Source organism: Falsiroseomonas sp., from assembly GCF_051859025.1.
Classification (GTDB): domain Bacteria; phylum Pseudomonadota; class Alphaproteobacteria; order Acetobacterales; family Acetobacteraceae; genus Falsiroseomonas.
This window is the reverse complement of the sequence record NZ_JBHYGL010000012.1, coordinates 200,293-212,721: the sequence shown is the minus strand read 5'-3', so window position 1 is coordinate 212,721 and position 12,429 is coordinate 200,293. Positions and strand designations below refer to the sequence as shown.

At 70.0% G+C, this 12,429-nt stretch carries 14 protein-coding genes; 4 read left to right on the top strand and 10 right to left on the bottom strand.

Going from position 1 to position 12,429, the window contains the following annotated elements; all coding sequences use genetic code 11:
- Positions 1 to 10: 10 nt before the first annotated feature.
- Positions 11 to 349 carry a Grx4 family monothiol glutaredoxin gene (gene grxD, locus ACTIE5_RS13140; protein WP_439550153.1) on the top strand — a complete coding sequence of 113 codons (339 nt, stop codon included), beginning with the start codon at positions 11 to 13 and terminating at the stop codon, positions 347 to 349.
- A 70-nt stretch (positions 350 to 419) separates the two neighbouring features.
- Entirely contained in the window at positions 420 to 1,394 is a 975-nt protein-coding gene (locus tag ACTIE5_RS13135) for a glycosyltransferase family 2 protein (protein WP_439550152.1), read from the top strand.
- 298 nt (positions 1,395 to 1,692) lie between these two features.
- On the opposite strand, the gene rpsD is transcribed toward ACTIE5_RS13135, so the two are convergent.
- Positions 1,693 to 2,310 carry a 30S ribosomal protein S4 gene (gene rpsD / locus ACTIE5_RS13130; RefSeq protein WP_092957005.1) on the bottom strand — a complete coding sequence of 206 codons (618 nt, stop codon included), beginning with the start codon at positions 2,308 to 2,310 and terminating at the stop codon, positions 1,693 to 1,695.
- Positions 2,311 to 2,497: 187 nt separating this feature from the next.
- Here rpsD and ACTIE5_RS13125 point away from each other — a divergent pair, with 187 nt between their 5' ends.
- Positions 2,498 to 2,734 (top strand): hypothetical protein, encoded by a 237-nt coding sequence (locus ACTIE5_RS13125; RefSeq protein ID WP_439550151.1) that lies wholly within the window; start codon positions 2,498 to 2,500, stop codon positions 2,732 to 2,734.
- 85 nt (positions 2,735 to 2,819) lie between these two features.
- Here the strand turns inward: ACTIE5_RS13125 and ACTIE5_RS13120 are convergent, their stop codons facing one another.
- The 6 genes from ACTIE5_RS13120 to gltX all read right to left on the bottom strand — a co-directional run bounded on the left by ACTIE5_RS13120 (position 2,820) and on the right by gltX (position 8,734).
- On the bottom strand, positions 2,820 to 3,788 hold the full coding sequence (locus ACTIE5_RS13120; protein WP_439550150.1) for a Bug family tripartite tricarboxylate transporter substrate binding protein: 969 nt from the start codon (positions 3,786 to 3,788) through the stop codon (positions 2,820 to 2,822).
- Positions 3,788 to 4,651 (bottom strand): alpha/beta fold hydrolase, encoded by an 864-nt coding sequence (locus ACTIE5_RS13115; protein WP_439550390.1) that lies wholly within the window; start codon positions 4,649 to 4,651, stop codon positions 3,788 to 3,790. The genes ACTIE5_RS13120 and ACTIE5_RS13115 overlap by 1 nt, the downstream gene beginning before the upstream one ends.
- Positions 4,651 to 5,496, bottom strand: coding sequence for an RNA methyltransferase (locus ACTIE5_RS13110; RefSeq protein WP_439550149.1), 846 nt, complete (start codon positions 5,494 to 5,496; stop codon positions 4,651 to 4,653). Before ACTIE5_RS13110 ends, ACTIE5_RS13115 begins: the two co-directional genes overlap by 1 nt.
- 85 nt (positions 5,497 to 5,581) lie before the next feature.
- Entirely contained in the window at positions 5,582 to 5,932 is a 351-nt protein-coding gene (gene copM / locus ACTIE5_RS13105; RefSeq protein WP_439550148.1) for a CopM family metallochaperone, read from the bottom strand.
- A gap of 70 nt (positions 5,933 to 6,002) precedes the next feature.
- On the bottom strand, positions 6,003 to 7,397 hold the full coding sequence (gene cysS, locus ACTIE5_RS13100) for a cysteine--tRNA ligase (RefSeq protein WP_439550147.1): 1,395 nt from the start codon (positions 7,395 to 7,397) through the stop codon (positions 6,003 to 6,005).
- Between the two features lie 5 nt (positions 7,398 to 7,402).
- Positions 7,403 to 8,734, bottom strand: a complete 1,332-nt coding sequence (gltX, locus tag ACTIE5_RS13095) for a glutamate--tRNA ligase (RefSeq protein WP_439550146.1) — start codon at positions 8,732 to 8,734, stop codon at positions 7,403 to 7,405.
- A gap of 135 nt (positions 8,735 to 8,869) precedes the next feature.
- Between gltX and ACTIE5_RS13090 the strand changes: the two genes are divergently transcribed.
- The gene (locus tag ACTIE5_RS13090; RefSeq protein WP_439550145.1) at positions 8,870 to 9,256 is read left to right on the top strand and encodes a hypothetical protein; all 387 of its coding nucleotides are present in this window, start codon (positions 8,870 to 8,872) and stop codon (positions 9,254 to 9,256) included.
- Positions 9,257 to 9,260: 4 nt separating this feature from the next.
- Here the strand turns inward: ACTIE5_RS13090 and ACTIE5_RS13085 are convergent, their stop codons facing one another.
- The 3 genes from ACTIE5_RS13085 to ACTIE5_RS13075 form a co-directional block, all read right to left on the bottom strand.
- Positions 9,261 to 9,668: a hypothetical protein gene (locus ACTIE5_RS13085; RefSeq protein ID WP_439550144.1), complete on the bottom strand. Its 408-nt coding sequence runs from the start codon at positions 9,666 to 9,668 to the stop codon at positions 9,261 to 9,263.
- Positions 9,665 to 11,329: an NAD+ synthase gene (locus tag ACTIE5_RS13080; protein WP_439550143.1), complete on the bottom strand. Its 1,665-nt coding sequence runs from the start codon at positions 11,327 to 11,329 to the stop codon at positions 9,665 to 9,667. The genes ACTIE5_RS13085 and ACTIE5_RS13080 overlap by 4 nt, the downstream gene beginning before the upstream one ends.
- Before the next feature lie 187 nt (positions 11,330 to 11,516).
- Positions 11,517 to 12,413: a DMT family transporter gene (locus ACTIE5_RS13075; protein ID WP_439550142.1), complete on the bottom strand. Its 897-nt coding sequence runs from the start codon at positions 12,411 to 12,413 to the stop codon at positions 11,517 to 11,519.
- Positions 12,414 to 12,429 lie beyond the last annotated feature (16 nt).

Sequence of the window (12,429 nt, the reverse complement as noted above, 5' to 3'; positions counted from 1 at the left end):
ACCCGACCCGATGAGCAACCCCACCTTCGACCGCATCCAGGCCGATATCGATGCGAACCCGGTCGTGCTCTACATGAAGGGCACGCCAGTGTTTCCGCAGTGCGGCTTCTCCGCCCGCGTGGTGCAGATCCTTTCCCACGTCGGCGTGCCCTTCAAGGGCGTCAATGTCCTGGAGGACATGGAGATCCGCGAGGGCATCAAGGCCTTCTCCAACTGGCCGACCATCCCCCAGCTTTACGTCAAGGGCGAGTTTGTCGGCGGCTGCGACATCATCACCGAGATGTTCCAGGCCGGTGAGCTGGAATCGCTGATGACCGAGAAGGGCGTGACGCCGAAGACCACGGCGTAATAGAGGCCCGGCAACCATGCTTGCGGGGTGTTGATTTCGGCACCCCGCCTGCCTGCCGCACTCTGGGGTGATGACCACCCCCCGTATCTCCATCGTCACCCCCGCCTTCGACGTCGCCCCCTTCATCGGAGATGCCGTCGCCTCCGCGCGTGCCCAATCGGATACGCGGTGGGAGATGGTGATCGTCGATGACGGGTCGCGCGACGGCACCGCCATGGCCGCCGAGCGCGCGGCCGAGGGCGATCCCCGCATCCGCATCCTCCGCCAAGCCAATGCTGGCGTCTCCGCGGCCCGCATGGCGGGGATCGCGGCGGCGTCCGGCGATATGCTGCTGTTCCTCGATGCCGATGACTGGCTGGCGCCGGATGCCCTGGCGCGGCTCGGCGCCGCGCTGGATGCGGCGCCCGATTCCGTCGCCGCCTATGGCCCCTGGGCGGCGGTGGCGGAGGCCGCGCGGCCGGGCGACCCACCGCTGCGGCTGAAGGCCGGCCCCTATCCCAGCGGCGACATCCTGCGGCGGCTGCTGGTGGAGAACCTGCTGGCCAATGGGGGCCACCTGCTGGCCCGTCGCGCCGCCTTCGACCGCGCCGGCGGCTTCCGCCCGACGCTGCGCTACGGCGAGGATTGGGAGTGCTGGATCCGTCTGGCGCTAGAAGGCCCCTTCGCGACCGTCGAGGGCCGCGACCCCCTGCTTTATGTGCGGGAGCGCGGCGGCAGTGCCTATCGCCGCATGGCGCGGGACCCCGCGGCCTTCGCCCCCGCCATGGCGGCGATCTGGTCGAACCAGGCGCTGGCCCAGCGCCTCGGCCCCCAGGCCGCCGCTTCCATCAGGCGCCGGGCGGAGGCCGAGAATGACTGGGTGGTGGGCAAGGAAATGCTGCGCCACGGCGCGCGGGCCGAGGGGCTGCGCGTGCTGCGCGGGGCCGCCCTGGCCGCGCCGAGCGTGAAGCGCCTGGCCCTGCTGGCCGCCGCCCACACCCTGCCCGCCCTGCCCCGCCGGCTGCACGGCCCCTTCGCGCGCTATCCCGAGACGCGGGAAGTGTGACATTTGAGACACTAAAGGCTTTTAGACCTTTTAGTTTTTGAGGCGAATGCCGTCCGCTTCGCCCAAACCATTGTTCCGGAATAATTTTCTGCCGGCCAATACTAAGCATTTAGTGGTTTTAGTGCATTTAGCACCGTTCTCGGCATGGCCGCCGGGCTGCGGGCGCAACCCGGGCGGTGACAGCATGAACATAGAGCGAACAACGGCCGGGATGCCAGCCATTTCGGGCAGCCCCGGAACGCAAAACGCCGGCCCCTTGCGGGACCGGCGCTTCGCTTGATCCCGAAGGATCGAACCCTCAGCGCGAGTAGAACTCGACGACCAGGTTCGGTTCCATCTGCACGGGGTAGGGCACGTCCGACAGCTTCGGCGCGCGCAGCAGGCGGCCGCGCATCGCGCGGTGGTCGATCTCGATGTATTCGGGGACGTCGCGCTCACCGGACTGGGCTGCGTCGAGCACCGCGGTCAGGGACTTCGACTTCTCCTTCACCTCGATCACGTCCGTGTCCTTGACCAGGTAGGACGGGATGTTGAGGCGCTTGCCGTTGATCAGCACGTGGCCGTGGTTGACGAACTGGCGCGCGGCGAAGGGCGTCACCGCCAGCTTCATGCGGTAGATGATGGTGTCGAGGCGGCGCTCCAGCAGCTCGATCAGGTTCTCCGAGGTGTCGCCCTTACGGCGCACGGCTTCCTCGTAGTACTTGCGGAACTGCTTCTCACCGATGTTGCCGTAGTAGCCCTTGAGCTTCTGCTTCGCCATCAGCTGGACGCCGAAGTCGGTCGGCTTCTGCTTGCGGCGCTGGCCGTGCTGGCCGGGGCCGTATTCGCGCTTGGCGATGGGGGACTTCGCACGGCCCCAGAGGTTCACGCCGAGGCGGCGGTTGATCTTGTACTTGCTTTCTGCGCGCTTGGTCATGCGCTGCTCCTGCCCCGTCCATGGCGTGCGCCACGGGTTCGGGTTCTTCTTGTGCCGGCACCCTTATGGGCATCGCGGCGGGTTGTCCCGGTAGGCCCCTGGCCCGAATGGCCAGCGACGGGCGCAGGCCCCGAAGGCCTGTCCACGTTCCCGGAAGTGGCGGGCCTATAGGTGGCGGGTCGGCATCTTGTCAAACCAGGGGTGGCGCCCCTACTCCCGCTTCATGGTCAAGCGCGAAGAGATTCTGGTCCTCGGCCTTACGGCCGGTGTCGTCGGCAGCCTGGTGGGCGGCATGATGCTCGGCATCGGCATGGGGCTGATCATCGGCGGGCAGCATCTGGGCTGGCTGCTTCTGCTGCCGGCGGCGCCGCTATCCGGACTGCTGGGGTATGTGCTGGCGCGGAAACTGGCGAAGCAGCTCTGACGACGGTCCAGGGGCGGTTCGCCCCCAAATCTCCGCCTTTGGGCGGTAGGGGTCCGGGGAAGGCAGCGCCTGCCCCGGTTCGTCCTCAATCCGGCTGGATCCCCGCCGCCCGGATCAGCCCCGCCTTGTAGGCCAGATCATCCCGCAGGAAGGCCGCCGTCGCTTCCGGCGTCGCCGCATGCACGGTGTAGCCCGCCGGCGCCAGGATGCGGTCGCGCACCGCCGGATCGGCCATCACCGCCGCGATGTCCCGGTGCAGGCGCGCGACCAGCGCCGGCGGCGTGGAGGCGGGGGCGAAGGCGCCGAACCAGGTGCGGGGGTCGATATCCCCGAAGCCGGCTTCCGCGAGTGTCGGCACCTCCGGCAGGGCCTCGAACCGCGTGGGGCGGCCGACGGCCAGCGCGCGCAGCGTGCCGGCGCGGATGTGCTCCGCCCCGCTGGCGATCCCGGCCAGGGTCATCTGCACCTCCCCTGCGACGGTCGCCAGCACGGCGGGCGTCAGGCCGCGATAGGGGACGTGCACCATCTCGATGCGCTCGCGCGCCATCAGCGCGCCGAAGCAGAGATGCGGCTGGCTGGCGGTGCCGTAGGAGCCGAAGTTGAAGCGCCCCGGCGCGGCGCGGGCGGCTGAAACCAGCTCCGCCATGGACCGCGCGCCGACGGAGGGATGCACCAGCACCATCTGGTGCACATCGACCAGCAGGCTGATGGGCGCCAGATCCCGCATCGGGTCATGCGGCAGCGCGCGGATGAGGTGCGGGTTGGAGGTGATGGAATTGTCCGCGGTGATCAGCAGCGTGTGCCCATCGCCCGGCGCCTTGGCGACGATGTCCGTGCCCGGCACGGTCGACCCGCCCGGGCGGTTGTCCACCACCACGGGCTGGCGCCACATCGCCTGCAGCCGGTCCGCCAGCGCGCGGGCCAGGGCATCCAGCCCGCCGCCCGGCGGGAAGGGCACTACCAGGCGGACCTGGCGCGTCGGGTAGTCGGTCTGGGCCTGCGCGATGGCGGGGACCGAGAGGGCGGCGAGCAGGGTTCGACGGGACAGGCGCATCAACGGTCTCCCAGGGCTTGGGCACGGAGCAGGGCGATGGTCTGGGCGGGGGCCTCGACTTCCGGCAAATGGCCGATGCCCTCGGGCGAGAGGAAGCGGGCGCCGGGGATGGCTTCCGCGATCAGCCGGCCGACATCGGGCGGATTCACGACATCGTCCTGGCCGGTGATGGCCAGCGTCGGCGCGGTGATGCGCGGCGCGAAATCCTCCACCACATCCACTTGGTCCGTCGCATGGGCGGCTTGCATCAGGCCGGCGGGGTTGGTGGCGGCGACCATGTTCCGCACCAGGTCCATCACCAGCGGGCCGGTGGTCGGGGAGACGAGCTTGTGGGAGCGAGTCCGCGCCAGCGCCACGCCGCCTTCCGCGACGCTGGCCTGGCGCATGGCGAGCATGGCGGCGCGGCCTTCCTCCCCCTTCCAGCGCTGGCCGCGCGACGTGCCCATCAGGGTCAGCGACGCGACGCAAGCGGGGTGCCGGGCGGCCAGGCAGGCGCCGAGCATGGAGCCGAAGGAGGAGCCCGCCACATGCACGGGGCCTTCGACGCCGAGCGCCTCCAGCAGCGCCACCGCCACATCGGCGTAGTCCTCCGCCCGGGGGCGTTCGGCCAGGAAGGGGTCGGACATCAGGTAGCCCGGGGCATTCCAGGCGATGACCCGCGCGCTGTCCGACAGCCCGGCCAGCACGAAGCGCCAGCCCGTGGAATTGGCGCCGATGCCGTGGAGACACAGGATGGTCGCGGGCCCCTGCCCTGCCTCCATGAAGGAAAGCCGCCGCCCCGACAGGCCGAGCGCCGCGCCATCGACCTCCGTGAAGCGGAGGTCCGGCAAGGGCGTGACCGGCGTGCCATCGGGGTGAAGCATCACGGCGTCTCGGGCTCCTGCCCCCGAGGGACGTCCCAGGGCGGGGGGTCGTTGTCGTGGAAGCGGCCGCGGCGCATGCGGCCCTTGGACAGTTCCGTCACCACCCCGTGCAGGGTGCGGAGTTCCTGGGCCGTGACCTCGCCCCGTTCGAACCAGTGGCGGAGGTTGCGGACCATCCCCGGGCGCTTCGGTGCGTTGTGCAGGAAGCCGGAGGCGTCGAGTTCATCGACCAGGCGCCCCAGGAAGTGCTCGAGCTCGCCCTTGGTGGCGGGGCGCGTCTCGTTCATCTGGAAGTCGCGCGGCGGCGTTTTCTCGGCCTGCATCCACCATTCATAGGCCAGGATCATCACGGCCTGGGCCAGGTTGAGCGAGGTGTGCTGGGGGTTCAGGGGGTAGCGGACCAGCGTGTCGCAATGGGCCAGGTCGTCGGCCTCCAGCCCCGCGCGTTCGGGGCCGAACAGCACGGCGACGCGGAGGTCGCGGCCGTTGATCTCGCGGAGGTCCTCCGCCGCCGCGCGGGCGTCCCGCATCGGGATGATGACGTGGCGCGGGCGGGGGCAGGTGCCGAAGACGCGGTGGCAATCGGCGACGGCGGAGGCGATGTCCGGGAAGACCTGCGCCGCGTCGATGATGGCATCGGCGCCGGAGGCCGCGGCATAGGCGTTGGGCTGCGGCCAGCCGTCGCGCGGGGCGACAATGCGCAGGTGGAAGAGGCCGCCATTGGCCATGGCGCGGGCGGCCGTGCCGATGTTCGCCGCCATCTGGGGGCGGACCAACACGACGATGGGGCTCTCGCCGGGGGCGGGCGTCAGCAACGCGCCGCCTTCGCCGCGGCCGCCGGTCATGCTGTGCGCAAGGGGAGCGCTGCTCCCCCTGCACCCCCTCGCCAGGGTCCAACCGGACCCTGGACCGGGAGGTTATGGCTGTCCCTCATCGCGCCAGAAACGCCCTGAGCCTGGCGATCTCCGCCTCCTGCGCCCCGATGATCTCCTCCGCCAGCTTGCGCATGTCGGGGTCCGTGCCGTGGCGAAGCTGGATGCGCGCCATCTCGATCGCGCCCTGGTGGTGCGGGATCATGCCGGCGGCGAAGTCTCGATCCGCATTGCCGGTGAAGCGGATGTCCATGCCCCGGTGCATGCGGGTGTTGGCCGCGCGGAATTCCCGCGTGCTGGCGGGTTCCGCCACGCCGGGCGCGGGGCGGGCATTGTGGCCCTGATGGCCCTGCTGGGCGAAGGCAGGGGTCGCAATCAGCAGCGCGGCGGCGACAGCAAGGCGAATCATGGCAGTTCCTCCGGTCAAATGGCCGGACCGGGACATGGGGCCTTACCCCCGTGGGAAGGCAAGCGGGTATTCACGCCCGCCGCCATGTCGTGCCGTTCGGCCCATCCTCCAGCAGGATGCCCTGGGCGACCAGTTCCTGGCGGATGCGGTCGGCCTCCGCCCAGTCCTTCGCCTTGCGCGCGGCCAGGCGCGCGGCGATGGCGGCCTCGATCGCCGCATCGTCGCCGGCATCCCCGCGGAACCAGGCGGCGGGGGATTGGCCGAGCAGGCCGAGCATCTGCCCGCAGGCCAGGATGCGGCCCTTCAGCGCGGGAAGATCCGCCGTGGCATCGCGCCCCAGCGCATCATTCGCGGCCGAGACCAGGTGATGCAGCGTGGCGAGGGCCAAGGGCGTGTTGAGGTCGTCGGCCAGCGCGGCCTCGAAGGCAGGCGCCTCCAGGGCCAGGGGCTCGGCACCCTCGGCGGCCTCGACATCCTCCATCTTGGCGAGCGCCCGGTAGAAGCGGTCGAGTTCCCGCCGCGCTTCCTCCAGCCCCGCCAGCGTGTAGTCGATGGCCATGCGGTAGTGGGTCTTCAGCAGCAACAGACGGAAAGCCTCGCCGGCCCAGGGGCCGTGCTTGAGGATGTCGCGCACGGTGAGGAAGTTGCCGAGGGATTTCGACATCTTCTCCCCGTCCACCAGAAGCATGCCGTTATGCATCCAGTAGCGGGCGAAATGGCTGCCGGGGAAGGCGCAGACGGATTGCGCGACCTCGTTCTCATGATGCGGGAACATGAGGTCCGCGCCGCCGCCATGGATGTCGAAATCCGGGCCCAGATGCTTCCAGGACATGGCGGAGCATTCGATGTGCCAGCCCGGGCGCCCGCGGCCCCAGGGGCTGTCCCAGCCCGGCTGCTCCGGCGTGGAGGGCTTCCACAGCACGAAATCGCCGGGGTCGCGCTTGTAGGGCGCGACCTCCACGCGGGCGCCGGCCAGCATTTCGTCGGTCGATCGGCCCGAGAGAGCGCCGTATTGCGCGAAGGACGATACGGCGAACAGCACATGGCCCTCCGCGGCATAGGCGTGGCCGTTGGCGATCAGGCGTTCGATCAGCGTGACCATTTCCGGGATCGTGCCCGTCGCGCGGGGCTCAACATCGGGGGGCAAATTGCCCAGCGCCGCCATGTCGCGGTGGAAATCGGCGGTGGTGCGGCCGGTGACGCTGTCGATCGGTTCCCCGCTTTCCAGCGCGCGGTCGATGATCTTGTCGTCCACATCGGTGATGTTGCGGGCGTAGGTCACGGCCGGGTAGGTGCGGCGCAGGAACCTTGCCAGCACGTCGAAGACGACGACGGGGCGCGCATTGCCCAGATGCGCCAGGTCATAGACCGTGGGGCCGCAGACATAGAGGCGGATGTGCTGGTCATCGAGCGGGATGAACCGCTCCTTGCGCCTGGTGGCGCTGTTGTGCAGTTGGATGTCCATGGTGCTCAGCCTGCGGCCAGCGTCAGGCGCTTGAGCGCCCTTTCGCGGCCGATCAACGGGAGGAAAACCTTGAGGTCGGGGCCGTGATCCTCGCCCGTCAGGGCGCGGCGCAGCGGCAGGTACAGCGTGCGGCCCTTGCGGCCGGTGCTGGCTGCCAATGCTCCGGTCCAGGCCGGCCAGGTCGCCTCATCCCAGGGTTCCTCTGGTAGCGTTGCGATGGCCGCGCGCAGCAGGTCGGCGTCGGCGGCGTCACCAAGCGGGACGATAGTGCCGGCAACGACATCCCACCAGTCCCGTGTTTCGCGGAACAGATCGACATTGCCGCGCACCGCCAGCCAGAAATCCTCCCTTGCGCCTTCCGGCAGCAGGGCCTGGACGGCGGCGAAGGGCAGGCTGTGCAGGTGCTTGCGATTCAGCGCCAGCATCTGCTTCAGGTCGAAGCGGGCGGAGGAGTGGGAGACGCGCGACAGCTCGTAATTCGGCGCCAGTTCCGCCGGCATGGCGGCGACCGGGTCGCCGGAGGTGCCGAGCGCGGCCAGGTAGCCGACCAGCGCCGCGGGCTCGATCCCGTCCCGGCGGAGTTGCCGCAGGCCGACGGCGCCGGTGCGCTTCGATAGCGGCCCGCCATCGCTATCCGTCAGCAGCGGCAGATGGGCGAAGCGCATGGCATCGCCCTTGCCGCCCAGCGCCGTGAAGATGTCCAGCTGGATGCCGGTGTTGGTGACGTGATCCTCGCCCCGGATCACGTCGGTGATGCCCATCTCCAGGTCATCGACGACGGAGGTGAAGGTGTAGAGGAAGCTGCCATCGGCGCGGATCAGCACGGGGTCCGACAGGCTCGGCAGCTTCACGGTGCGCCGGCCCAGCACGCCGTCCTGCCATTCGACGCTGGTGTGGGACAGCTTGAAGCGCCAATGCGGGGATTTCCCGTTGGCCAGCGCCCGGTCCAGCTGTTCCTTCGTCATCTTGAGGGCGGCGCGGTCATAGATCGGCGGGCGGCCCTGCTTCTGGCGCTGTTCGCGCTTGAAGGCGAGCTCCTCCTCCGTCTCCAGGCAGGGGTAGAGCCGGCCGGACTTCTTCAGGATTTCCGCGGCCGCGGCGTAGCGGGCCAGGCGGTCGGTCTGCCGGACCATGCCGTCCCAGTCGAGGCCGAGCCAGCGGAGGTCTTCCTCGATCGCCTGGGCGTATTCGGGCTTGGACCGTTCGGTATCCGTATCGTCGAGGCGCAGGAGGAAATGGCCGCCATGGCGCCGGGCGAGGCACCAATTGGCGATGGCGATCCGGGCATTGCCGACATGCAGCAGGCCGGTGGGAGAGGGGGCGAAACGGACTTTCATCGGGGGCACAGGAACGCCATGGCGGCGCGGAAGGCAAGGCATGGCGCGCAACTGTTCGGGATGAGGCGGGCTTCTCCATCATTTGGGCGCATTTGGCGCCAGAATAGGCGGTGCGATGGCGGGTGGAGAGCGGCGATGAAGCGGATGGTCGTGGCGGGCATGGTGGTGGTGGCGGCCCTCGCGGCGGCGCCGGCCCCGGCCCAGGCTGATTGGCGCGGCCGGTCCTACGGCCATCATCACGGCCATAACGGGGGTGGCGCGGCGCTGGGGGCGATCATCGGGCTGGGCGCCGGGGTGGCGCTGGGCGCGGCGCTGGCCCCGCCGCCGCGGGTCTATCATGCGCCGCCCCGGGTCTATTACGCGCCGCCGCCGGTGTACTACGCGCCGCCCCCGCCCGTTTATTACGCGCCGCCGCCGCGGGTCTACTACGCGCCGCCCCCGGCCTATTACGCGCCGCCGCCGGTCGCCTATGCGCCGCCAGAGCCGTTCTATGGCATCCCCTGGCAGGGCGGGTGGAAGTAGGAGGCTAGGCCTCCTCCTCCTCATCCTCGTCGTCGCCATCCCGCCTCGGGTCGAGGATCCGCCAGTTGCGGTCCTCGGCATCCGCGGCGCGGCGGGCGGCGAAATCATGGATTTCGGTGGCACTCTTCCAGGCATCGTCGCCGGCGCCCGCCACTTCCGCATCCTCGCCCCAGGCGAACCAGGCTTCCAGCACGGCGGCGACGTCCATGCCCCGGGTGCGGCAGCGATCGACCGAATCCCGGACATAGCGGCGCGCGAAGGCGTTGGCGTGGGCGATGGTGTCGAAGCCGCGAACCACCTCCACCGGGTCCGAGCCATTGGCGCCGGAAAGGTCCATGATCTTCACGGCCAGCCCCGAGACGGTGCCGAAGCCGGCTTCCCCGAAAATGGGGTCTTCCTGCTCGTCGCTCATGCGATCAGCGCCGAGAAGCCGTTGGTGAGCGGGTAGCGGCGGTCGCGGCCGAAGGCGCGGGGCGTGATCTTCACCCCGGGCGGCGCCTGGCGGCGCTTGTATTCGGCGCGGTCGAGCATCCGCCACACCCGCAGCACCGTCGCGCGGTCATGCCCGGCGGCGACCAGCGCATCGACGCTGAGTTCGCGCTCCACCAGCCCTTCCAGGATGGCGTCGAGGATTTCGTAGGGGGGCAGCGTGTCCTGGTCCTTCTGGTCGGGCTTGAGTTCGGCGGATGGCGGCTTGGTGATCACGCGCTCCGGCATCACCAGGCCGCGCGGGCCGAGGGCGCCTTCGGGGAAATTCTCGTTGCGCCAGCGGCAGAGTGCGAAAACCGTCATCTTCCAGACGTCCTTCAGCACGGAATAGCCGCCGCACATGTCGCCATAGAGGGTCGCGTAGCCCGTGCTCATCTCGCTCTTGTTGCCCGTGGTCAGCAGCATGTCCCCGAACTTGTTGGACATCGCCATCAGGGTCACGCCACGGATGCGCGATTGGAGGTTTTCTTCCGTGATGTCGGGCGGGCGGTTGCCGAAGGCGGGGGCGAGCATGGCGGCGAAGGCTTCCATCGCCGGGGCGATCGCCACCGATTCGTAGCGGATGCCGAGCAGCCGGGCGCAATCCGCCGCATCCTCCAGGCTTTCGGTGGAGGTGTAGGGGGATGGCATCATCACCGCCCTCACCCGGTCCGGGCCCAGCGCATCGGCGGCGACGGCGGCGGACAGCGCGGAATCGATGCCCCCCGACAGGCCGAGCACCACGCCGGGGAAGCGGTTCTTGTCCACATAGTCCCGCAGGCCGAGCATCATGGCGCGGTAGATCTGTTCCATCCGCGGCATGGCGGGCGCCACGGCGTGCGGCGCGCAGGACCAGCCCTGCGGGCCGCGGGTCCATTCCGTGACCAGCACCTGTTCGGCGAACATGGGCATCTGCACGGCCAGGCTGCGGTCCGCGTTCAGCACGAAGGACGCGCCCTCGAACACCAATTCGTCCTGGCCGCACACCTGGTTCAGGAAGACGAAGGGCAGGCCGGTCTCCACGACGCGGGAGACGGCGAGTTGCACGCGCGTATCCTGCTTCTCGGCCTCGAAGGGCGATCCGTTGATGCTGATCAGCATCTCCGCCCCGCTTTCCACCAGCGTCTCGCTCACGGCCGGGAACCACCAATCCTCGCAGATCATCAGGCCGAGGCGGACGCCGCGGAAGGCGACGGGGCCGGGCGCGGGGCCGGCGATGAAGACGCGCTTGTCGTCGAAGACGCCGTAATTCGGCAATTCGTGCTTGGCGCGGCGGGCCTGGATGCGGCCGCCCTCCAGCAGGAACAGCGCGTTGTGCAGGCGGTCGCCATCCCGCCAGGGGCCGCCGACCACGATCCCCGGGCCGCCATCCGCGGTCTCGGCGGCCAGGGCCTCGATCCGCTGCATGCAGGCTTCGACGAAGGCGGGCTTGAGGACCAGGTCCTCCGGCGGGTAGCCGGCGATGGAGAATTCCGGCGTCACCAGCAGATCCGCGCCCTGCGCCGCGGCCTCGGCCCGCGCCGCCCGGATGCGATCCGCGTTCCGGTCGAGCGCCCCCTCATGCGGGTTGATCTGGGCGAGGGCGATGCGGAGGCGGTCGGTCATTTTGGGAAGCTAGCCCGTCTTTCTCGCCGCGTCAGCCGCCCTCGCCTGGTCTTGGCGGCGCCCGGCCTTCCCCGGTGCTCGCCAGGACAACCAGTCCTGGCTGCGCGCCGTGAAAACCCGGGCACCACCGATCCCGGCGCGAACATCGGCCGCCGCGGCAAGAAATCCGGGCTTGCCCCCCACCGGGTCAACGCGCGCGGTTGGGTTGCAGCACCCCGATCACCATCCCCGCCGTCACCAGCGCCACGCCCGCCAGCGCCGCGACGCCGAGCGGTTCCCCCAGCAGCGGCCAGGCCGCGAGCGCGGCCATGCCCGGCACCAGCGACGTGATGGTGGTGGTGCGCGGTGCGCCGAGCGCCGTCACCGCGCGGGTGAACAGGAACCCCGCCACCAGCACCGCGAAGACGCCCTGGAACAGCAGTTGGAAGCCGATGACGCCCCAGGACGCCGCGTGCAGGTTGGAGGGCAGCGCCAGCCACCAGATGGGCAGGTAGATCGGCCCGGCCCAGAGGGCGACGGCCATCGTCCCCTCCACCGCGGAGATGCGCCAGCGGCGGATCGCGATGGTGTAGAGCGACCAGCAGAGGCTGCCGCAAAGGAACAGCAGATCCCCCCGCCAGGCGCCGGGATGGTCGCCGAAGGTGCCGATGGCCAGCAGCAGGATGCCCGTGGCGACGATGCCGAGCGAGGCCAGGCGGCGCCTGGTCCAGGCCTCCCCCAGCAGCCAGAAACCCAGCACCCCGGTCCAGAAGGGCAGCATCCCCGGCATCAGCACCCCCGCATGGGCGACCGGGGCGAAGCCGAAGGCGACATAGGCGGCCAGCGGAAAGCCGAAGGCCGCCGTCCCCACCACGACCAGCAGCCTGGCGGCGCGCAGCCGGGGCCAGCCCAGCACCGCCACCAGCGGCAGCGCGGCCATGAAGGCGCCGGCATGGCGCAGCGCGGCGGCATCCCAGGGCGTGAGGTCCTGCTTCGCCGAAAGCCGCGCCGTCAGCAGGAAGGCCACCCAGAGGAACAGCACGGCAAAGGCACAGGCGTAGCCGATCCGCTTTTCGCGGCGGGCCTCAGGGGAGGAAACATCCATGCGCGTTGTTGTAGGC